17 protein-coding genes and 1 pseudogene are annotated in these 21,782 nt (G+C 70.9%); 2 read left to right on the top strand and 16 right to left on the bottom strand.

Going from position 1 to position 21,782, the window contains the following annotated elements; genetic code table 11:
* Both ETD85_RS44315 and ETD85_RS63705 read right to left on the bottom strand, forming a co-directional pair.
* Positions 1-270 (bottom strand): annotated as a pseudogene (locus tag ETD85_RS44315) (hypothetical protein); the annotation flags it as partial.
* Positions 271-296: 26 nt separating this feature from the next.
* Entirely contained in the window at positions 297-455 is a 159-nt protein-coding gene (locus tag ETD85_RS63705) for a hypothetical protein (RefSeq protein ID WP_170247167.1), read from the bottom strand.
* On the opposite strand from ETD85_RS63705, the gene ETD85_RS44310 reads away from it, so the two are divergent.
* Positions 454-1,578 (top strand): serine hydrolase domain-containing protein, encoded by a 1,125-nt coding sequence (locus ETD85_RS44310; RefSeq protein ID WP_138695850.1) that lies wholly within the window; start codon positions 454-456, stop codon positions 1,576-1,578. The genes ETD85_RS63705 and ETD85_RS44310 overlap by 2 nt on opposite strands.
* A 145-nt stretch (positions 1,579-1,723) precedes the next feature.
* Positions 1,724-2,152, top strand: a complete 429-nt coding sequence (locus ETD85_RS44305; protein WP_138695849.1) for a nitroreductase family deazaflavin-dependent oxidoreductase — start codon at positions 1,724-1,726, stop codon at positions 2,150-2,152.
* Between the two features lie 18 nt (positions 2,153-2,170).
* On the opposite strand, the gene ETD85_RS44300 is transcribed toward ETD85_RS44305, so the two are convergent.
* The 14 genes from ETD85_RS44300 to ETD85_RS44235 form a co-directional block, all read right to left on the bottom strand.
* On the bottom strand, positions 2,171-2,698 hold the full coding sequence (locus ETD85_RS44300) for a hemerythrin domain-containing protein (protein ID WP_138695848.1): 528 nt from the start codon (positions 2,696-2,698) through the stop codon (positions 2,171-2,173).
* A 121-nt stretch (positions 2,699-2,819) separates the two neighbouring features.
* On the bottom strand, positions 2,820-3,629 hold the full coding sequence (locus ETD85_RS44295) for a family 1 encapsulin nanocompartment shell protein (protein ID WP_138695847.1): 810 nt from the start codon (positions 3,627-3,629) through the stop codon (positions 2,820-2,822).
* Positions 3,626-4,690: a Dyp-type peroxidase gene (locus tag ETD85_RS44290; protein WP_138695846.1), complete on the bottom strand. Its 1,065-nt coding sequence runs from the start codon at positions 4,688-4,690 to the stop codon at positions 3,626-3,628. The genes ETD85_RS44295 and ETD85_RS44290 overlap by 4 nt, the downstream gene beginning before the upstream one ends.
* A 98-nt stretch (positions 4,691-4,788) precedes the next feature.
* Positions 4,789-7,128: an FdhF/YdeP family oxidoreductase gene (locus ETD85_RS44285; protein WP_138695845.1), complete on the bottom strand. Its 2,340-nt coding sequence runs from the start codon at positions 7,126-7,128 to the stop codon at positions 4,789-4,791.
* A gap of 34 nt (positions 7,129-7,162) precedes the next feature.
* Complete coding sequence (locus tag ETD85_RS44280; RefSeq protein WP_138695844.1) at positions 7,163-7,681, bottom strand: SRPBCC family protein; 519 nt, start codon at positions 7,679-7,681, stop codon at positions 7,163-7,165.
* 171 nt (positions 7,682-7,852) lie between these two features.
* Positions 7,853-8,485, bottom strand: a complete 633-nt coding sequence (locus ETD85_RS44275) for a DUF1345 domain-containing protein (protein WP_206059258.1) — start codon at positions 8,483-8,485, stop codon at positions 7,853-7,855.
* A 99-nt stretch (positions 8,486-8,584) separates the two neighbouring features.
* Positions 8,585-11,422 carry an AfsR/SARP family transcriptional regulator gene (locus ETD85_RS44270; RefSeq protein WP_138695843.1) on the bottom strand — a complete coding sequence of 946 codons (2,838 nt, stop codon included), beginning with the start codon at positions 11,420-11,422 and terminating at the stop codon, positions 8,585-8,587.
* 61 nt (positions 11,423-11,483) lie between these two features.
* Positions 11,484-11,891: a hypothetical protein gene (locus ETD85_RS44265; RefSeq protein WP_138695842.1), complete on the bottom strand. Its 408-nt coding sequence runs from the start codon at positions 11,889-11,891 to the stop codon at positions 11,484-11,486.
* A 136-nt stretch (positions 11,892-12,027) separates the two neighbouring features.
* Complete coding sequence (locus ETD85_RS44260; protein WP_138695841.1) at positions 12,028-12,414, bottom strand: tautomerase family protein; 387 nt, start codon at positions 12,412-12,414, stop codon at positions 12,028-12,030.
* A gap of 241 nt (positions 12,415-12,655) precedes the next feature.
* Positions 12,656-13,159, bottom strand: a complete 504-nt coding sequence (locus ETD85_RS44255; RefSeq protein WP_138695840.1) for a hypothetical protein — start codon at positions 13,157-13,159, stop codon at positions 12,656-12,658.
* 71 nt (positions 13,160-13,230) lie between these two features.
* Positions 13,231-17,178 carry a GDSL-type esterase/lipase family protein gene (locus tag ETD85_RS44250; RefSeq protein WP_138695839.1) on the bottom strand — a complete coding sequence of 1,316 codons (3,948 nt, stop codon included), beginning with the start codon at positions 17,176-17,178 and terminating at the stop codon, positions 13,231-13,233.
* Between the two features lie 415 nt (positions 17,179-17,593).
* Positions 17,594-18,631: an ACP S-malonyltransferase gene (locus tag ETD85_RS44245; protein ID WP_138695838.1), complete on the bottom strand. Its 1,038-nt coding sequence runs from the start codon at positions 18,629-18,631 to the stop codon at positions 17,594-17,596.
* Between the two features lie 21 nt (positions 18,632-18,652).
* On the bottom strand, positions 18,653-19,870 hold the full coding sequence (locus ETD85_RS44240; protein ID WP_138695837.1) for an NAD(P)/FAD-dependent oxidoreductase: 1,218 nt from the start codon (positions 19,868-19,870) through the stop codon (positions 18,653-18,655).
* A 174-nt stretch (positions 19,871-20,044) separates the two neighbouring features.
* Positions 20,045-21,706 carry a beta-ketoacyl reductase gene (locus tag ETD85_RS44235; protein WP_138695836.1) on the bottom strand — a complete coding sequence of 554 codons (1,662 nt, stop codon included), beginning with the start codon at positions 21,704-21,706 and terminating at the stop codon, positions 20,045-20,047.
* Positions 21,707-21,782: the final 76 nt, after the last annotated feature.

The raw sequence follows: 21,782 nt of genomic DNA, 5'->3' as shown, positions 1-21,782 counted from the left end.
GGCTCCCCCTGTCTCGAACTGGCCGCCCGGTGGCGGCGTCACGACGAAGCCGGGGTCGCGCCCGCGCAGGCGCACCTCGACGGAGCCTGGTGCGAGGTCACGGGTGATCTCGTCCGCCGCCGCGGACAAGGCCTCCAGCAGGGCCAGCCGGGTGGCCGACTCCAGCGGGGCGGCGAGACGCTCGGCGAGCGCGCGGGCGTCCTCGCCGCCGGCCCCGGCGGCGACGGCGAGCTCGCGACGGAGACGGTCGACATAAGGCGCAAGGTCCATGACGTCACTATGACGCCATAATGGCGTCATAGCAAGTCCCCGATTGTCAGTGATCCGGCCATCATTGCCTTGAACTGCATTTTCAAGCTCAAGGATCGTGACGTCACGATGACGCCCGGCGCGTTCTCGACCTTGTCGGCGTACCCTTTGTCGTCCGGCGAGCGAACGGCGGTGATCGGCACCATGGGCGCTGACGATGTGCGAGAGCGGCTGCAGTCCGCGGCCGACGGCCTGGTGGCGAGCGGAGCCGAAGCCGGGCTGCAGATCGCGGTGGTGCGGGACGGCCGGTTGGTGGCCGAGGTGACCGCCGGCCGCGCCGCCACCCGGGAGGGGTGCGACCTCGACGCGGGCACGCTCTTCCACGCGGCCTCCACGGCCAAGGGCGTGGCCTCGGCGGTGGCTCACGTGCTCGTGGAGCGCGGAGAGCTGGCCTACGACCTGCGGGTGGCCGAGGTCTGGCCGGAGTTCGGCGCGCATGGCAAGGACGGGGTGACGCTCCGGCACATCCTGCTGCACACCGCAGGCGTCCCTGCCCCGCCGTACGACACCACCGTCGAGGACCTGTGCGACTGGGAGCACATGTGCGCGGCGCTCGCCGCGGCCGAGCCCTGGTGGCCGCCCGGCACCCGCTTCGGCTACCACGCGCAGACCTTCGGCTTCCTGCTCGGCGAGACCGTACGGCGGGCCACGGGGCGAAGCCTGGCGTGGTGGCTGCGCGAGGCCGTCACCCGTCCGCTCGGGGTCGAGGACGAGGTGCACTTCGGCGTCCCCGAGCCGCTGCTGGGCCGGGTGGCGCTCCAGGAGCCGCCGCCCGGCGCGCCGCCCGCGGGGCCCGAGCCCGGGTCCCCGCCCGATCGGGCGCTCCCGCCCGGCATCCGGCCCGACGCCGGCCGGGCCAACCGGGCGGACGTCCTCACCACGAGCAGCTACTCGGCCGGCACGATGACCGCCCGCGGCGTGGCCCGCGTCTACTCGGCCCTGCTCGGCCACGTCGAGGGGGTCGAGCTCGTCTCGCCCGCCCGCCGCACGGCGATGGCGGCGGTGCAGTTCGAGGGCATGGACGAGGTCATGGGCTTCCCCATCACGTGGGCGTTCGGCTTCAGCACCTACCGTCCGGGTGACGGCCCGGCCCGGCCGGGATCGACGTTCGGCATGGTCGGGATGAACGGGTCGGCGGCTTATGCGGACATCGACTCGGGCGTGGCGGTCGTGGTGATGCGCAACCGGTTCGACGGCGGCCTGGGGACGTTGTCGCAGGTCGGCCGCATTGTCGATGACGCCTACCCCTCTCGCGGCGATTCCGGCTGACGTCTGCCGGCGAACGATGTGTCATAGTGCGATATTCACTTTTGATCACCCCAGGGAGCCTCATGCGCATGACGACACCCGCACTCCGCTCAGCCCCGGCCGCCTCCCGGCCCGGGCGGACCAGCCTCCTGAACGGAGCGGCCCGATGAGCCAGGAGCCGATCGACAGCCCGACCGGGTGGGTGGCCAAGCACGTCAAGAGCTATGTCGAGTCCGGAGGCACTCAGGGTCACCTCTACCACGGGGCGCCCACGCTGCTGATCACCACGACCGGCCGCCGTTCGGGCCTGCCCCGCCGTACGGCCCTGATCTACGGCCGTGACGGCGACCGCTACCTGGTGGTGGCCTCCAACGGCGGCGCCGAGGACCACCCGCTCTGGTTCCACAACCTGCTCGCCCAGCCGCGGATCGGCGTGCAGGTCGGCGCCGAGGTGTTCGACGCCGTGGCCCGTCCGGCGGATGCCGGGGAGCGGCCCCGCCTCTGGGAGACGATGACCGAGATCTGGCCGCACTACAGCGGCTACCAGCAGAAGGCGCCGAGGGAGATCCCGGTCGTGATCATCGAGCGGGCGTAGTCGCGGCCGGCGGCCGGGTCAGGCGGTTTCGCCCTCCCGGCCGCCGCCCGTGGCGGTGGTGAGCAGGAAGCCGGGTGGCGAGCCGGTCCAGCCGGGCGCGTCCAGCGCGTCGAGCGCCGCGACGATCTTCCGCTCCTCGTAGGTGAAGTGCGACTCCAGCAGCGCGGCCAGGCCGTCCAGCTCGGCGCGCACCCGCCGTGGCTCGATCGTGCCGAGCCTGTCGAGCAGCTCCTGCAGCCGGTGCAGGAGCTCGCTGACCTGCTGATGGTCGCGCGTCAGCTCTTCGAGGACGGGCCGCAGCTCCGGGTGCCGGGCGGCCAGGGCGGGGAACGCGGCAGCGTCCTCGCCGGTGTGGTGGCGCTCCAGGGCGGAGCAGAAGGCCAGGCAGTGCGTACGCAGCTCCCGTGGCCGGTCGGCCCGCCCGTCCAGGTGGGCGTCGACGTCCCGGCGGAGCCGGGCCAGCTCTTCGCGCAGCCAGAAATGTACGTTGATCAGCTGGGTGCCGAACGCGGTGAGGCGATCGCCGGGTTTGACGGATGGTTCCATGGGTGTCCCATGTTCTGCGCGCCTCCATGCCCTCGGCGATCTGCTTGCCGGGTACACCGCGACGCTGACGTGGGATCCCATCACGTTTCCCGTGAACCGTCAACTCGCGGCGGGCGCGGCTTCAGGCTTGGAGGGCGACGACGGCTTCGTCGGTGTAGACGAGGAAGGTCAGGGTCTGGCGGAAGTACAGCTCGATGGTGGTGGCGTCGTGGGCGGCGTAGCCGATGGCCAGATCCTGGCCGAGGCGGAGCTCGAAGTCGCCGCCCCGGGTGGACAGCACGAACGCGCCCTTGAGAGCCGGCGCCCAGATCGGCTCTCCGCCCAGGATCCTGGTCAGATGGGCGACGATGGGATAGCCGTGGTCGGAGGTCTCGCTGACCGCGGTGTACGCCTCGGCGCCGAGCAGGAGTGCGTACGGCCCGTCGACACCGGCCAGCCGCAGCGACGTCAGGGCCCGGCTGATCGTGTCCGGGTAGTCGCGAGGCTCGGCAGGCAGGCTGACCACCGGGTTGGAGCTGCGCGCGCGCAACCCGTCGATGCCCGCGGCGGCGTACCCGTCGAAGATGGCCCGGTCCTCGGCGTAGGCCATGGCGCGCGCCGCGTCCTTGACCGGCTGCCAGTCGGAGTCCTTCGATCCGCGCTCGACGTCGTCCGCGGCCGCCCTGCTGACAGTGAACGGCACCCGCAGCTCGACCAGCGGCTGCACCTTGCGCAGCCGCGCGGTGACGCCGGGGCCGGGCGGCTCCACGTCGGACAGATGCCCGGTGCCGACGGCGGCCAGCTGCGGTCCCTCCGGGTCGGGGACATCGACGACGCGGCGTCCAGCGACGTGCCGGCGGAACGTGCGGCGGGCCTCCTCCTCGATCTCGGCCCACGCTTCCGGCGTGATCGGGGCCAGCTCGCGGTGCAGGTTGCTGACGGGTGTGGTCATGGCGTTCGAACTCCCTTGAGACTGCCGATGCACAGCGATCCGGCGGTGCCGCCGGCGCCGGTCGCGTCGCGGGCCGGTGGTCCGGTGGCCGGCGGCTCGGTGGCCGGCGGCTCGGTGGCCCGGGTGTCAGGGGCCGGAGTGTCGAGGTCGTCGATGTCGTCGAGGAAGTCGGCGCTCGGCACGAAGAACAGGCCGCCGGTGACGGCCGTGGAGAAGTCGAGGATGCGGTCGGTGTTGCCGGGAGGGTCGCCGATGAACATGTTGCGCAGCATCTGCTCGGTCACCGCCGGCGTGCGGGCGTAGCCGATGAAGTAGGTGCCGAACTCGCCTCGGCCGACGCTGCCGAAGGGCATGTTGTCGCGTACGATCCGCCGCTCGACGCCGTCCACGACGATGGTGTTGAGCGCGACGTGCGAGTCGGCGGGCTTGACGTCGTCGGGGAGCTCGACGTTGGCCAGTTTCGTCCGCCCGATGACGCGTTCCTGTTCCTCGACGGTCAGCGACTGCCAGGCCGTCAGGTCGTGCAGGTACTTCTGCACGATCACGTAACTGCCGCCGCGGAAGCGCGGATCCTCCTCGCCGACGTACACGGCCTCGGCCGCGATCCGGTCCGGCGGGTTCTCGCTGCCGTCGACGAAGCCGAGCAGGTCGCGCTCGTCGAAATACTTGAAGCCGTGCACCTCGTCCACGACCGTGATGGCGGGGCACAGCTCGGTGATCAGCCGGGCCAGCTCGAAGCAGAGGTCCATGCGCCGGGCGCGCAGGTGGAAGAGCAGGTCGCCCGGGGTGGCCGGCGCATGGTGGCGGGGGCCGCGCAGGGCCGGGAAGGGATGCAGGTCGCGCGGCTTCGGGTCGTCGAACAGGCGGTCCCAGCCCGCGGAGCTGCAGCCGACGACGCAGGTGAGGCCGTCGTCGGGCGAGCGGAAGGCCACCGACCGGATCAGGCCAGGCAGGTCCTGGAGCGCCGCGCGTACGGCTGCCTCGCCGCTGGGCGCCACCGTGGCCACGAGGAACACGGCCGCCCTGGCGGGTGGCCCGACAACGGGCTGACTCGTGACCATCTGGCTCCCGTCGGCCTTCGAGCAGGGACAAGGTGAGATTATCCGTTGTGGATCTCCCGAAACCCGCCGGATGCGAGACCCCGGACCTCGTCGCGCCGCTAAACCGAGGACCGTCGCTCCCCCTCGCGCACCTGCACGTCGCTGTCTGCGGGGCTCGCGGGCTCCAGCCGGACCACGATTCCTTTCGACGTCGGCTGGTTGCTGAACTCGGCCACGCTGTCCAGCGGCACCAGGACGTTGGTCTCGGGGTAGTAGGCGGCGGCGGAGCCACGCGCGGCCGGATACGGGACCACCGCGAAGTCCTCCGCGCGGCGCTCGGTGCCGTCGGTCCACACGCTGACGAGGTCGACGCGCCGGCCCGCGGACAGCCCGAGCTCGCGCAGGTCGGCCGGGTTGACGAGCACGACCCGGCGGCTGCCGTGGATACCCCGGTACCGGTCGTCGAGCGTGTAAGGGATGGTGTTCCACTGATCTTGCGAACGCATGGTCTGCAGCAGCAGGTGGCCGTCGGGAACGCGCGAATTGTGCCCGGTGTTGCGGGTGAACAGCGCCTTGCCCGGCGGCGTGCGGTAGACCCCCTCGTTGACCGGGTTCGGCAGGGTGATGCCGCCCGGACGGGCCACCCGCCGGTTGAAGTCGTGCAGACCAGGCACGATGCGGGAGATGCGGTCACGGATCGCGCCGTAGTCGGCCTCGAACTCGTGCCACGGAATGGCCGCCGCGCCGTCGAGGGTGCGGCGGGCCAGGCGGCACAGGATGGCGACCTCGCTGAGCAGGAGCGGGGAGGCCGGCTTGAGCCGTCCGTGGGAGGTGTGCACCTCGCTCATCGAGTTCTCCACCGTGACGAACTGCTCCCCACCGGCCTGGGTGTCGCGTTCGGTGCGGCCGAGGGTCGGCAGGATGAGCGCGGTCTGGCCGCAGACGGTGTGGGATCGGTTGAGCTTGGTGGAGATATGGGCGGTGAGGCGGCACTTCCGCATGGCCTCTTCGGTGAGCGTGCTGTCCGGCGCGGCCCGGACGAAGTTGCCCGCGAGAGCGAGGAAGAGCTTGATGCGTCCCTCGCTCATCGCCCTGATCGAGTTCACCGAGTCCAGCCCGTGGGCTCGCGGCGGGTCGAAGCCGAACTCCCGCTGCAGCGCGTCGAGGAAGGAGTCCGGCATCTGCTCCCAGATGCCCATCGTACGATCGCCCTGCACGTTGCTGTGCCCGCGCACCGGACACGCCCCGGCTCCCGCCCGGCCGAGGTTTCCGCGCAGCAGCAGGAAGTTCACGATCTCCCGGATGGTGGCGACGCCGTGCCTGTGCTGCGTCACCCCCATCGCCCAGCAGACGATGACGCGCCGGCTGTGCAGGACCTCGTCGCGGACCTTCTCGATCTCCTCGCGGGTCAGCCCGGTGGCGCTGAGGACGTCCGCCCACTCGACGGCGCGGATGTGCCGGGAGAACTCCTCGAAGCCGCTGGTGTTGTCCCGGATGAAGTCGTGGTCCAGCACCCGGCCGGGGTCGATGTCCTCCGCCTCCAGCAGCAGCCGGTTGAGGCCCTGGAACAACGCGAGGTCGCCGCCGGGCCGGATGTGCAGGAAACGGTCGGCGATCTTGACTCCCGTACCGAGCACTCCGTTGACCTGCTGCGGATTCTTGAACCGCAGCAGCCCGGCCTCAGGGAGCGGATTCACCGCCACGATCCGGGCGCCGTTCTGCTTGGCCTGCTCCAGCGCGGAAAGCTGGCGCGGATGGTTGCTCCCCGGATTCTGGCCCACCAGGAAGATCAGGTCGGCGTGGTGGAGGTCGTGCAGGCTGACCGTTCCCTTGCCGGTGCCCAGGGTCTCGTGCAGGGCGAAGCCGCTGGATTCGTGGCACATGTTGCTGCAGTCGGGCAGGTTGTTGGTGCCGAACGCCCGGGCGAAGAGCTGCAGGACGAACGCGGCCTCGTTGCTCGCCCGTCCCGAGGTGTAGAAGACCGCCTCATCGGGCGAGCCGAGCGCGGTCAGCTCCTGGGCGAGCAACCCGAGGGCGTCGTCCCAGCTGATCGGCTCGTAGTGGTCGGAGCCCGGCCGTTTGACCACCGGCTGGGTGAGCCGGCCCTGCTGGTTCAGCCACATGTCGGAGCGCCGGGCCAGCTCGGAGACCGGGTGCCGGCGGAAGAAGTCCGCGGTGATGCGCCGCGTCGTCGCCTCGTCGTTGATGTGCTTGGCGCCGTTCTCGCAGTACTCGTTGCGGTGCCGGTGGCCGGGGGCGGGATCGGCCCAGGCGCAACCGGGGCAGTCGATGCCGCCCACCTGGTTCATGGTCAGGAGCGTCACGCCGGCTCGCCGCGGTGACGTCTCCTCCAGCGAGTACTCCAGCGCGTGCACGACCGCCGGCACCCCGGCCGCCCATTTCTTGGGCGGGGTCACGGTCAACGACTCGTTCGGCTCATCGTCTGGCGGCTTACGCATCAGGTCGTCTCTCGCTCGCTTGTCGAATATCGGGTCAGCCCACGGGCCAGGTGGGCACCCGGCACCTCGGCGGTTCCGGCTCGGCCGGCTGGACGCGCCCGTCGCGGATGACCCCGCGCCAGGCTCCTCCCTCTTCCCCCAGCCCTTCGATGAACTCCTTGAAACGCGCGAGTTCATGCCGGAGCACGCGGCGCGTGAGCCCGGTGTTGTTCGCGAGGAAGTGCGAACCGCCGGGCGGCCCTGCCTGAATGCGCACGGTGACCGTACTGCCGCCGGACGCGGTGGGCCGGAACGACACCTCGCCCCAGTGGCGGGACCGGCCTTCCAGGCTGCGCCAGGCCATGTGCGAGTCCGGCCGCTGCTCCACGATCTCGGTCTCGAATTCGCGCCGGATCGGGCCGAAGCCGATGATCCAGCGGGTGATCGTGGGCCTGATCTGCTCGACTCGCTTCACCACGCGCATGAACCGCGGAAAGCTCTTGAACTGGGTCCACTGGTTGTACGCGGTACGCACCGGAACCGCGATTTCCACCATTTCTTCGACAGTGCGCATAAGTCGCCCATCATGTTCGGCAGTGGAAAACGGCGCCGGAAACGGCACAGTCTGCGCCGGCAGCGCGTGTTGCGACGATCGTAAGATGGGGCTCCTTCGCGAAACCATCCGCAAAAGGGACAATGAGTGCAAATTCGCGATCAACTCGGTCCACGTCGCGACGATGACGGCTCACCCTGCGGCGATGCCGACCACCAGGTTGATGGTCGTGGCCAGCACGACCGTGCCGAAGACATATGACAGGAGCGTGTGCCGCAGGACCACCCGCCGGATCGTCTGGCTCGAAACGCTGGTGTCGGAGACCTGGTAGGTCATGCCGAGGTTGTAACTGAAGTAGAAGAAGTCGCGGTAGGTCGGCTCGTCGCTGGAATTGAAGTCGATGCCGCCGGAAGACGTCTCGTAGTAGAGGTGCGCGTAGCGCGTGGCGTACATCAGATGCAGGCTCGCCCAGGACATGAACACTCCCCCCAGCGCGGCCGCCGCCGCGGCATGGCTGGAGGAGTGACCGCGGATCAGCAGCACCACGATGCTGACGAGACCGCACACGGCGACCAGGACGATGACGACCTCCTCGGCCGCGGGCCGGAAATCCTCGCGCCGGATGTTGCGGCGGGTCGCGGCGGCGTCCATCGGCCACATCACGATCCACCCGGAGACGACGAAGATCGTCGCGGCCGACAGTATGCCGGCGAGCACGGCCAGCGGAGTGTCCTCGATCAGCCAGCCGAGAGACCCGACGACCGTCCCGAGAATCACCGCACAGACCAGTCGCGGGAAGGCCGAGAGCATGAGCGAAGGCTTCATGCTCACTGACGGTAATAGCGACGTCGCGGTGACGCCATCAACGCCATGACCCTGGCCGAGGATGATCGCGACGGTCCGGCCCCGTGGCCATCCGGGTGGTCACAGCATGTTCGCGATCGGCCGCGGCATCTCCGGCACGGGTTGGCCGAGCAGCGCGTCGGCCTCCGCGCGGGTCAGGAGGTGCGTCTCCACCAGGGTCGTGATGCAGCTGTGCCAGTCCCGCCGGGCCTCGGCGGGCCGGCCCAGTGCGTACAGGGTCTGCCCGGACCACCAGGCGGCCACGGCATAGCCGATGCGATATTCCGCTTCACGCAGGAGCGCCAGCGCCGACCGGTAGGTGTCGGCCGCCTCGGTCAGGCGCCCGGCATGCAGGTAGGCGCGGGCCAGGGTCTCACGGGATGCCCCCTCGCCGTACAGGGTGCCGATGCCGCTCCACTCCGTGACGGCCGCCTTCCCCTGCGCTATGGCCTCCTCGAATCGGCCCTGCCGGTAGAGCAGGTGCGCCCGGTTGTTGAATATCGCTCCCCGCGCGTAGCGGTCATCGGTCTGCTCGGCGATGTCCAGCGCCCGGGCCAGATCGGCGTCGGCGAGGTCGAGCCGGCCGAGCATGATGCGGATGATCCCGAGGTTGTTGTGGGCCCCGATGCTCCGGTGCGGCTGGGTGGTCTTCGCCCAGCACGCCACGGCCCGTTCCAGGTGGTCGATCCCTTGCTCGTAACGCCCCTGGTCGCGGTAGACCCACCCCAGGAAGCTCTCCAGCTGCGCCAGGCGGGTCCAGTCCTCGCACCGCGCGGCCACCTCGGCGGCGTTGCGGTGGACTTCTGACAGGTGCGTGACCCAGCCACGGTAGTTGAACGGCCAGTGCAGCCCCAGTGCCAGCCCGACGGCGGTGCCGGAGTCGGCGCACTCGGCTGCCTGGCGGGCCGCGGCGAGGAGATTGTCGCGCTCGGTCTCGGTCCATTCACCGGCTTCCCGCGCGTCGGCGAGCGCCAGGCCCGGCTGCTCCGCCTCGTGCGCGGGCTCCGCGTGCACCTGCGCGTGCACGAGCCGGGTGGCGGTATTGACCGTGGCCAGGTAATGGTGGAGGCCGCGGCGGAGCGCGGCGGTGCGTTCGGCCTCGGTCAGCTCGCCGGCGGCCTGCTCCCTGGCGTACAGGCGGATGAGGTCGTGGCAGCGGTAGCGGCCGTGGCCCGCGGACTCCAGCAGCCGGGCGGCGCGCAGCCGTTCGAGGGCCGCCTCCGCCCGCGCCTCGGGCCAGCTGGCCAGGGCGGCCGTGGCGGCCGGGGTATGGGTCGGCGTGTCGAGCAGGCCGAGGAGCGGAAGGACGTACGCGGCGTCGTGGCCGCTGGGCTCCTCGCGCAGGTGCCCGTGGCTGACCGCGATGCTGGTGCGTACGGCCAGATCGGCGTACTGCAGCGTGTCCAGGCGCCGGGCGGCGTCGGCGAGGCGGGCGGCGAGGTCGGGCAGCTGCCAGTCGGGCCGCGCCGCGAGGCGGGCGCCGACGATCCGGATGGCCAGAGGGAGCCCGCCGCACAGCTCGACGATCTTCGCGGCGGCCTCCGGCGCCTGCTGGACCCGGGCGGGCCCGGCGACCCTGGCCAGCAGCGTGACGGCGTCGCCGTCGCCGAGCCCGGCCAGGTGCAGGTGGCGGGCATCGTCGAGCCCGGCCAGGTGCAGGTGGCGGGCATCGTCGAGCGTGGCCAGGGCGTCGCGGCTTGGGATGACGGCGCGGCTGGTGATGACGGCGCGGCAGCTCGCGCCCGCCGGGATCAGCGGCAGCACCTGGCGGGCGTCAAGAGCGTTGTCGAGGATGACGAGCAGGTTGCTCGCCGCCGTCAGCGATCGGTAGCGCGCGATCGCCCCCTCGACGTCGGCGGGTACGGCGGATCCGTCCAGTCCCAGTGAACGCAGCAGGTGGCCCAGGGCGTCGAGCACCGGCAGCGGCTCCAGCCCCGGGGTCGCGCCGTTCAGGTTGACGTAGATGACACCGTCGCGGAACCGTCCGGCCATCGCGTGCGCGACGTGGACGGCGAGAGCGGACTTGCCCACGCCGCCGGGCCCGTCCACGACGGCCACGCGCGCCCCCCGCACCGCCTCCCGCAGCCACTCCACCTCCTGGAGCCGGGCGGTGAACGATCGGGTGTCGGCGGGCAGCTCGGCGGGAACGATCGTGCTGGACTGCGCCGGAGTGGTGAGGTCGAGCGCCGGGTCCCCGGCGAGTACGGCCTGGTGCAGCCGGCGCAGCCGCGCGCCCGGCTCGACGCCGAGCTCCTCCACCATGGCGGCGCGGCCCTCCCCGTAGACCGCGAGCGCTTCCGACGGCCGGGCGGCCCGGTAGAGCGCCAGCATCAGCTGGGCACGCGGGCCTTCGCGGAGCGGGTTGGCCCGGACGTGCGGTGCGAGGTCGGCCACCACCGCATGGTGATCCCCCGCCGCCAGCCGCAGCTCCATGTGCTCCTCGAACACGGTCAGGCGAGCTTCCTCCAGGCGGCCGGCCTCGATCTGCGCCCACGGGTCGAACAGCTCGGCCAGGGCGGGCCCCCGCCACAGGGCCAGCGCCCGCCGGAACAACGCGTCGGCCGTGCCCGGCTCGCGCCGCTCACGCGCCGAGCGCGCCTGGCGGGCCAGGAGCGTGAAGCTGTGCGCGTCGATCTGATCGCGGGGCAGGTTCAGCAGGTAGCCCGTGGGCACCGTCACGATGGTCTCGGGGCCGAGCAGGCTGCGCACCTTCGACACCACGATGTGCAGCTGCTTTCCGGCCGTGGCCGTCGAGCTCTGCCCCCAGACGTCGGCCACGAGTTGCCGTGCGGAGACGGGGCGGTCGGCGTCCAACGCCAGCCGCGCCAGCACGGCGACGCGGCGGCTGCCGGCCAGCCGTACCGGTTGCCCGTCCGCTTTGATCTCCCAGGGTCCCAGGAACCCGATCTCCAGTGCCATCAGGGGAGGAGTGTAGGAGGATCCCGGTATAGCGACGGTATGCCGCCCACTTGCGGATTCTTCAGCAGGCGCCTCCTTCCGCCCATGCCTTGGTCGTGTACTCGAACCTGTCGAAAATGCTCTGGACGGACAGGCAGGCGGGGTGCGCGCCGTCCGCGTCGCGGATCTCGTACGTATGGATGTTGTCCGAGAAATCCATCGAGTCCAGGCTGCCGCCCAGCTGCATGGCGCCGCCGCCGGGCTGACGGAGCAGGGCCGCTTCCACCTCGGCCATCGTCACGCTGGTCTCTCGCCCGTCGAGCTCCCTCGCGACGGCGCGGGCGGCGCCGAGGACCTCGGCCTCCCGCGCGTTGTCCTGGGCGATCAACGCCGCGGGACCGGGCTGGGCCTTGCCCGCGAGAACGAATCCTATGATCGCGATCATCGCGGCGACGCTGATGACCAAACCAACCTTCTGTGTCGTCGACATGACCGGGTTCTTCCTGGATCGTCCGGGGCTTGATTGCATTGGGCGTCAGCCCAGCACATCCCGGTATGTCGCAGGTATGGCGATCTCCTTGCCGGAGGCGGCTCACCTCGAAGCGGCGCGCACCGCGCGTGACCGGCTAACCGTCGACGATCACGCCTCCGACCGCGGTGCGGCCGGCCGGGGTGGCGACGAGCTCGATCGTGACGGTGTCGCGCAAATGAGCTCCGAGGACGCCGGCGACGGCGTCGGTGACGGTTCGCACGAGCCTGGCCATGAGCTCGCCGCTGTCGGGACGGGCGAACGCCGCCTCCCGGATGCCGAACAGGATCGCGGGGGCGACCTCTTCGACCGGTTTGCCCTGCCGGCCCCACCGTCCGGCAGGCACGCCATCGAGGTGAATGACCGCGACGTCGCGCGCCCACTCGCCGTACACCTCGACCACTGCGTCGGTCAGCGCGGCGATGAGGGCCGATTCGTTGCCCTGGAGCTGCGGCTCCAGGACCCGGACCGTCAGATGTGGCATTGCCCGTCTCCTCTTTGTTTCCAAATTAGCTTTGATAGCAAAGGTAATCGACGAGACGCCGGTCGGTCAACCGCACATTCGGGAGCGCGTGCAGGCCGTTCCCCCCGACCGTTCCGCCGACCCGGCCGCGATCGGCCTCACCCGGCTGATCTCCAACGCCTGGCGTGGACACCAGCCGGGTGCGGCTGATCATCGTCGCTGACCTCCGGGAGGAGTCACAGCGTGGGTACGCGCAGCCTCGCTACCACCAGCCGGTGCACTTGTAATAGACCCCGGTGCGGATGTTGGAGTAGCAGGCCCGGAACAGATAGTTCGAGTCGTTCGGATGCGGGGCGTAGAACCGCGAGGTGAATTTTTCGGCTCCGTGGACGTGGACGCCGCCGCAGGCGACGTAGTCGCTCCCGCCGTTGGTGGTGACCTGGAAGCTGATGCCGTCGTTGGCGCCGAGCGACGAGCCCGCGGGGACCAGCTGCCCGAAGGCCACCTCCACCTTGCTCCCGCCTCCCCCGGCGACGTAGGCCCACCCGTGCTGCACGCTGACCTGGCGCCCGTTGTATTTCGCCGACGCCACCGTCGTCGCCGGGACGTCCCAGGGATAGCTGCTGATCGTATTGGCGCCGTGCTGAGCTCGTGCACAGGTAGTGGCGGCTTGGGCGGGTGAGGTGGACACGATGACGGTCAGCGGGATCGAAAGCAGGGCCGTCAGGGCCGCCGCAGCGTGGCGGCGGGTGAGCGGACGTGACATGTCGTGCCTCCAGGGCGGTTGAGTGATGAAGCTCAGGGGGCGGGCGGGCCGCCCGCCCCCTGCCGGCGCCTTCAGAGGCGACGGCTGGTCATGATCTCGGCGAACTTCTCGGCTCCGAGGATGTTCGGGTGGAACGACTGCTGAGATACGGCGCTGTCCGAGCTCTCACCCCTGGTCTTGTCCACGATGACCCCGTGGATGAGCTCCGGGGAGCCGCAGACACCGCGCCCCTCGAAGGCGTCGATCGGGTTCGCGAATTTGACGACCTGCCCGAACTCCCGCGCCAGATCGGCCATCGTCAGGTTCAGCAGCTCGGCCTGCTCGGCCAGCCACTGCTCCTCGGGAACGTCGATTCCCCTGCCTTCCACCACGACGCACACGTTGGTGTCGTCCTCGTTGAAGAGCTTCGGATAGCCCATCAGCAGGATCCACGCGTTGGGGGCGCGTTCACGGATCTGCTGGAGCACCGTCCTGATCGAATCCTTGACCGGTCCGGTTATCCGCGCGGGTGAGGCCGTCGAGAGCGGCTCGGCATCGCCCTCCATGGCGAAGTCCTGGCACGGATGCACGCCGTTGCCCTCGGCGAGGCAGTGTTGCAGGATGTCGGCGAAGCCGGCGTCGTTCCCGCCGATGGACAGCGTCACGAGCGTGGTGTTGGCGTCCAGGAATCCCCGGTCGAGCTGGGACAGCTCACCGAACTGGCGCTCGCTGCCGCCCTTGCCGAAGGCGTTGACCGGTTTGGGCGCCCCGGTGGGGACGCTGTGATACGGCAGCAGGTTGTGCGTGCGTGCGCCCGAGCAGGCGAGCAGGTGATAGTCCATGGCCGGGTCTCGCGTGTCGGCACGCTCGCCGATGGAGGCGGTCGAGCCGCTCACGCTGGCCAGGCGTGACCAGGAGTGGCGCGAGCGGTGACAGGCGTTCTGGTAGGCGTCCGTGTCGCCGGTCACGAGCTTGAAGTCGGTCTCGGGATAGTAGTCGGCGTCCGCGTCCTCGCTCGCGCCCTCGCCCGAGGCGTAGGAGTCGCCCAGAGCGACGATCTGGTGCCGCGGCTTGCCCGGCAGGGGTTCGATGGCGACGGCGTCCCAGGCGATGTCCTCGTCTCCGGTCCCGTCCCGCGTGGTGCTGGACAGGCGGACCTTGGGCATTCCCGAGAACTCGAAAGCGCCCAAGGGCACCCAGGTGTTCGAGCGGATGCGTTGTGCGATCACCCGATGCCTCGCGGGGTCGAACCCGGCGCCGGTGTCGATCTCGTAGTTCGCCTGCTGCGTGTGCGCCCCGTGGTCCGGTATGTGGACGTACACGCGGCCCCACCCGTTGACCTGCCGGTTGAAGTTCCACGTCCCGGTGATCTTCATGGTGCCGGTCATGTCGGTGGCGGTCCTGGTCGTGTGGGTGAACCAGAAGTGCGAGTTGAAGCCCGCGCCGAGCTGGTGGAGGTCGATTTTTGCCCGGTAGTGCCCGGTCTCGTCCTGGGGGAAGTCGAAGGTGAACGTGCCCGCCTCGGTGAAGAAGCCGTATCCGCAGGGACGCATCTGCGGCAGCCCGGCGGGAACGTCGTCGACCACGAGGGATCCTGCGGGCAGACCTGACAGCTCGCACTTCGGCGGGAACGAGTTCGCGTTGTCCTGGTAGGCATAGCCAGGGTCGAAGCGGAGGAGTTCTCTGCCGGTGGTGTTCGAATCGCTCTTCCAGCTGACGGCCTGGTTCCACCAGCATTTGAGGTCGTACTTGCCGTTCGCGTTCTGGTGTGCGCACGGTCCGGGCAGCTCGCCGATCGTCCCGTCATCCGGGTCGTCGGGGTCGCCTGGATCGTTCGGTCGATAGCGGCCGTTCGGGTCGCAGGTGTTGGCCGCCGTGCAGAACGTGTCGATCGGCGGCTTCGCCGATAGCCGGTATGCCGGGTTCGTCCACCACGCGGGCCGGAAACCGGCGACGGTCGTGGTCTGGTCCTTGCCGGCCGACTCGGCCAGCTCGGGCGGGTGTCCGGCGAACCCGATGACCTTCTCCTGGTAGGGCCACCGTTGCGGATGAGCGGCGTCCTCGTAGGTCACCTCCATGAACGGATAGCGGTCGGCCGGATAGCGCGGGTTGATCGGATTGTTCGCCCAGCCCACACCCCAGGGCGAACCGTTGCCCTGATTCGGATAGAAACCGGTGTTGTACGCCCACAGCGCGAAGAACCAGTTCTCCAGCCCCGCCGGGTCGCCGTTGCCGATCACCATTCCGGCGGTACGCGTCTGGTTCCACTTCTCCTGCAGGATGCGCAGCCCGGCGGCGATGTTGGCGGTGAAGTCCGCCGCGATGGCCTGCTGCTGCGCCAAGGTCTTGGGGATCTCTCCGGGCTTCTCATGCCCGGCTTTGCGCATTCCGTCGGTCACCTGCATGACGCCGTATCCGCAGTCGGCCTTGTCCCACTGGATGTCCCAGTCGTCGCCGGGGGCGTCGTTGTAGATGTCGAGGCCGTAGAAGTTGCCGATCAGCGGGTTGCCCGTGACCCCGGGCAGTGCGAGGCGGGAGGCCTGCCACATGTTCGACTCCTGGGCGGCGATGCCGAGCATCACCTGCGAGTGCACCCGCCCTCCGCCGGCCAGCGGGATGGAGGGGAACATCTCCTGCGGCTTGTACGCGCCCATCCCGAGGTTCATCCAGTTGGCCGGGCGCTGCACGTTCAGGGATCCGGTGACCGCCTGGTTCACCGCCCATTCGACCTGCCGCGGTTTGGGCTGGAGCACCTGGAAGACGCGGTTGTTCCGCGGAACGGAGCACCATCCGTCCTGGTCGACCGGGTCGGAGGTGGCCGCCAGGGTCTTCGACCTGGCGCCGTCGGGCGCCTGCTGTCCGCCGAGCGCGGGGTGCGGCGTGAGAGCCTGCGCGCTGGGACGGCCCGGAGCAACGCCGAACGTGGCCGCCTGCCCCGTCACCGTGCTGGTCGCCTTGATCGTGACCGCGCGCGGCGTGTCGGGATCGGGCTGCACGAGCCGGGGATCCGCGGCGCCCGCCCACGCGGTGCCGGTCACGACGAGCCGGCCGAGGGTGGACACGGTGGCCTGAGCCGGCGCGGCCAGACGTGTCACCGTGGGCGGCAGCGAGCCGACGGTGGCCGGGGCACCCGTGAGGAACACCCGGCCGGCCGCTCCCCTGCCGACGCCCACCTTGCCCAGCTCTCCGGTGGCCAGCGTCGTCGCCGCCTGGTCCTTGCCCGGGGTCAGGCGCTGGACCCGTACGGACTCGGCGCCTGAGCGCTCGGCGTACACGACCGCGCCGGTGGCGTCAGCGGCCAGGTGGAACGGGACACCCGCCGTCTTCGCGACGGTGGCGATCGCCCCCTTGGCGCTCACCGACACCAGCCGTCCCGCCGTCGCGGCGACGACGCCACCCGGTACGGGCAGCGCCGAGGTGAGCTCGCCCGCGGCCTCGACGGGCTTGCGCGCGGTGGCCCTGGCCGCGTCGATCGTCGTCAGCCGGGTCTTCGCCGGGCTGTTCCCGCGCTCGTCCGCCTGGCCGCTGAGCTGGGTGACGACGGCGGTCTCGGCCGCGCCGCAGCCCGGGTTGAAGTAGGCGAGCGTGGAAAGCCCGGCGAGCTTGGTGACCTTCCCGGTGGTCAGATCGACGACGGCGGTGAAACCGCCCCGGTCGAACAGGTCCGGACGGTTGGTGAACGTGCGGGGCGCGTAGATCACGACCGCCCGGGTGCCCGAGCCGGTCACGCACGCGTTGCCGATCCACATGTCCGTGTCGAAGCCCGGCTCGGACAGCGACGCCACCGCATGCCATCGATAGCCCTCGGACGACCGCGCCACGAGCAGGTGGAAGCCGGTCGCGTCTCCCGACGTCGTCCACGCCAGGTCCTTCGACTCGCTCCACTGGGCACCCAGCGTCTTGTCGCGCGCCTCCGGGCGCACGGCCGCCGGGATCTCGGCCGGGCCGTTCTGGGTCTGCCGGGGGCTGGGCGCGGGGGTGGTTTCCGCCACCGCCATCGGGGCGGGCGCCACCAACGTTAATGCGGTCAGTACGCTCATCCACCGCCATAACCGTTGCTTGTTTTTCACAGAACACCCTTCGTCGAATAGCGGGGCATATGCCGGACAGCCCGGGTTCCGTTGACGGTGATGACTTGGATCAGGCTAGGGAGCCCCGATATAGATCCGCTTTGAAGGCCTTTGTTCATGAGAGGTTGAGCCGAATTGCTCCGGCTGATGAGCACACGCCGTCGTCACCGGCGTCCACCGCGGACGGACTCCGGCTCAACTCCCGGGGGCGGGCACATGAGAACGCGTCCCAGCCCCCTGGGGGACTGGGACGCGCGGAACGCTCGTGGCTCGTGGCCGCGACCAGGGCTGGGGCGCGACCGTCTCACCGGACATGGGCACGGTGATCCCGGCTGAGATCAGCCTGGAGGACCCTGGCGGCCTGCGGACGGATGCGTCCGGGGCCTTATGGCAGAGGGGCGGAGGTGGCCAGGGCCTGGGTCAGGTGAGCGGGGGTCTTCAGGGCGACGGTGGTGATGCCGGGCAGCTCGCGCCTGGCGAGGCCGGTGAGGGTGCCGGCGGGAGGTAGCTCGATCATCGTGGTGACGCCCATGCGGGACATCTCGGCCATGCAGGCGTCCCAGCGGACCGGGTTGGCGACCTGGGCGATCAGCCGGTTCATGGCGTCGGCCCCGCTGGTGACCACGGTGCCGTCGCCGTTGGACAGCAGGGGGATCCGCGGGTCCCGGGGGCTGATGGATGCTGCGGCGGCGCGGAGAGCGGCGACTGCGGGGAGCATGTGGGCGGTGTGGAAGGCGCCGGCGACCCGTAGCGGGATGAGGCGGGTGCCCGCGGGCTTGGCGGCGGCGAGGGCGGCGAGCTGGGTCAAGGTGCCGCCCGCCACGATCTGGCCCGCGCCGTTGCGGTTGGCGGGGGTCAGACCGTGCTCGTGGAGTGCGGCCAGGACGGTCTGCTCGTCGCCCCCGAGCACCGCCGTCATGCCTGTCAAACCCGTCACGCCGGTAACGCCTGCCGAGCCCGCCATACCCGCCGCGCCCGCCATACCCGCCGAGTCCGCCACACCCGCCGTGCCCCTTATGTCGGTCAAGTCGGCCTCTGGGGTGCCGGTGGTGGTCGTGCCCGTGGCAGCGGCGGCTTCGGCCATGGCGCGGCCGCGTTCGCGTACCAAGGTGAGGGCCTGGGCGGGGGTGAGGACGCCGGCCAGTGCGGCGGCGGCGAACTCGCCGACGCTGTGCCCGGCCACCAGGCCGGGAGTGATCCCGAGGGCCTCGGCCGCCACCAGGGCCGCCGCGACCAGGAGCGGCTGGGCGACCGCCGTGTCCCTGATCTCGTCGGCGCCGGCCGTGGTGCCGTACCGGATCAGGTCGAGCCCGATCAGGCCGGACCATTCGGCCAGCCGGTCGGGGACGCCCGGCAGGTCGAGCCAGGGGGTCAGGAAGCCGGGCGTCTGCGTGCCCTGGCCGGGAGCCACGAGGACCAGCATCGGGATCACTCCGTACGGACGCTAGACGGGGGTGGGAGCGGGGACGGGCAGGTCGAAGATCGGGCGGAGCGAGTTGAGCCCGGAGATCAACGTCACGAAGTCCTTGCGCGGGAAGAACAGCTTCTTGGGGTCGACCAGCGCCTGCGCGTACTCCTCGTACGCCGCCCGGTCCAGCCCGGCGTCGTAGAAGAAGCGCACGAAGGAGATGATGTTGCTCAGGAACTCGCGGTAGGACTCCTCGTACCGCTCGCTGATCGCCGCCTCCAGATCCGGGTTCTTGAGGATCTCGGGTACGGCCTTCGCCGCCGCGCTCGCGGCCATCATCGCCAGGGTCACGCCGGTGGAGAAGAGCGGATCCACGAACCCGGCCGCGTCCCCGACCAGCATCCAGCCGGGGCCGGTGAACCGGTCGCAGACGTACGACCAGTCGCGCGCGCTGCGGAAGCCGCTGACCCGGAAGCCCTCGGCCAGCAGCTTCTTGACGTGCGTGGACTCGGCGATCTTGGTCTCGAACAGGGCGGGCAGCTCGATCGATGCGGCCTTGGCCTCGGCCACCGGGGTGACGAAGCCGACGCTGTGGGTGCCGTCGGACAGCGGGATGTACCAGAACCAGCCGCCCGGCACGTGCTCGATGAAGATGTTGCCGGTCTCGTCGCCGGTCAGGCTGGCGCCGTTCTGGTAGTAGGCCCAGACGGCCACGTTCCTGAGGTCCTCGTGCCAGTCGATGCCGGTCAGGTGGCGGCCGAGGGCGCGGCCCTGGCCGGAGGCGTCCAGGACGAGGTCGGCGTGCAGCTCCTGGTCCGGCCCGCCGCGCAGCGCGTACCGGACGCCGGTCACGCGGCCGTCGTCGATCAGCGGCTCCTTGACCGTCGCCTCCTCGTACACCCTGGCGCCCAGTTCGCGGGCCCTGGCCAGCAGGAGGGCGTCGAAGTCGGCGCGGCGGACGTTGTAGGCGTGCGGGTGCTCCGGCTTGCCCTCGGTGAACTTGAAGTTCCACCGGCCGTCCTTGCCCCACACGAGGCTGCCGCCGTACTTCCTGATGAACCTGAGCTCCTCGACGCGCTCGCGGACGCCGAGCTCGTCGAGTACGCCCATGCAGCCGGTGATCAGAGATTCGCCGATGTGGTAGCGGGGGAACTTCTCCCGCTCGAGCAGAACGACGTCGATTCCCTGCAGGGCCAGCAGGCCGGCCACGGAGCTGCCCGCCGGGCCGCCGCCGATCACAATGACGCTAGGCATCGTACTAATCCCCTCGTCGAGGCTGGGAGCAATCTTCCGCAAGCATCCAGGGGGCGCCTGGTGAACCACTCAAAGATTGCTCCGGGTCCTCGGCCCAGGCGGGCATGCCGCCCCAGAACAAATAGACCCAGCTCGTGAGGATCTCGCGCGTGAGGTTTCCCATCGTCCCTCCAGTCATGCGGGGGTGAGTGAGCGGGCCAGGTCGAGCAGGGTCGGCTGCTCGAAGAGGGCGGAGTTCGGCACCTCCAGGCCGAGCGCGGCCTCCAGGCGCGCGCGGATCTGCAGGAGCTGGATGGAGCTGACGCCGAGCTCGTAGAGGCGGTCGGTCGGCTGGACCGGCTGCCCGAGCAGGCCCTCCAGGGTGTCCTGGATGGTGTGGACGATCCCGGCGGCCGCTCCTCCCCCGCCCTCCGGCCACGGTGGCGGGGCCGGGACCGCCACCTCGACCGGCACGCCGAACGGGTCGTGGCAGAGCATCGGCTGGGCGGGCACGCCCTCCTCACCGGGGACCAGCGTCAGCCGTTCCAGCAGGCCGACGTCGTGGACGGTGCCGCGGATCTCGGCGGCGCGCGGGTTGAGCCCGGCGTAGTACACGCCCGGCGGGCGGCGCAGCAGGACCCTGGCGAAGAGGCCGCCCTGGGCGGCGGGCAGCGACAGCACGCCGCGCTGCACGGCCGCCGCCTCGTACGGGTTGTCCCGGTTGACGCCCAGGTTCTGCCACAACCCCCAGGCCAGGCTGTGGGCGGGGATCGCGGTGCGGGCATTGAGGTGCTCGGCGAGCGCGTCGGCCGTGGCGGCGGCGGCGCCGTAGGCCGCGCAGCCGGCGGTGGCCAGGTGGCCGAGCAGGGACGAGAAGGTGATCAGGCGGGCGCCGGGGCGGTCGCGGAGGAGGGCGACGAGGTTCAGCAGGCCGCCGACCTTGGCGTCGGCCTGCCAGGCGTCCGGGTCCTCGTCGGTCAGGGGGCGCAGGTGGTAGGCGCCCGCCAGGTGGAGCACGCCGTCGATCGGGCGTTCCCAGGCGGCTTCGGCATCGGTCACGGCGGCTTCCAGGGCCGCGGGGTCGAGGACGTCCGCCCGGTGGTAGCGGATGCGGCGGGAGCCCAGGGTGCGCCGGAGATCGCGGAGCTCGGGGCTGTCCTCGGGCGGCCGGCGGCCGACGATGAGGAAGGCGGCGTCGTAGCGTTCGGCCAGGGTGGGGAGCAGGGCCGCGCCGACGCCGCCCGCGCCGCCGGTGACCAGGTAGCGGCCGCCGCGGCGCAGCGGGTCCCGGCCGTCGGCGGGCTCGGTGACGGGGTGCAGCTCCTTGACGTGCGGGCGGCCGTCCCGCCAGGCCACCTCGCCGTGGCGGGCCGAGTGGTCGGCGAGTGCGCGGAGCAGGGTGCGGGCGTCGTCGGCCGGGGCGTCGCCGGGCAGGTCGAGGTGGCAGGTCGTGGTGCCGGGGCGTTCCCTGGCGAGGGTGGCGGTGATGGCGGCGGCCGCGGCGGCCGGGTAGCAGAGGTCCTCGGCACCGGTGATCGGGCGGAGCCGGCGGCTGACCGTGACCAGGCGGTCCGGGTGGAAGGTCTGGAGTGCGCGTACCAGGTCGGCGGCGCAGCGGCGCAGCGCCCGGTCGACGTGGTCTCGGGGGCCGGCGGGGTCGGGCGCGGGCAGGTAGCTCCACAGGTAGAGGAGCGTCGCGGGCGAGGGGACGGCCTGGCGCAGGGCCGTCCAGTCCGCGGGCGCCGCGGGGTCGATGGTGCAGCGGCCGGGGCCGGCGGTGAAGCGGTCGCCGCGGGTGACGATGATCGTGTCCGGGGCCGTCAGGTGATCGGCCAGGCCCAGGTCGTCGGCGAACACCAGGGTCGGGCCCGTGGCGGCGACGTTCGCGGCCGGGCGGGGTTCGAGGGGGTGCCAGGCGGCTGTCTCTTATACA

The sequence above is a fragment of the Nonomuraea zeae genome, from assembly GCF_005889725.1.
GTDB classification, from domain to species: Bacteria; Actinomycetota; Actinomycetes; order Streptosporangiales; family Streptosporangiaceae; genus Nonomuraea; species Nonomuraea zeae.
Note: the sequence above shows the minus strand (reverse complement) of the source record. Positions and strands in the feature narration are given on the sequence as shown.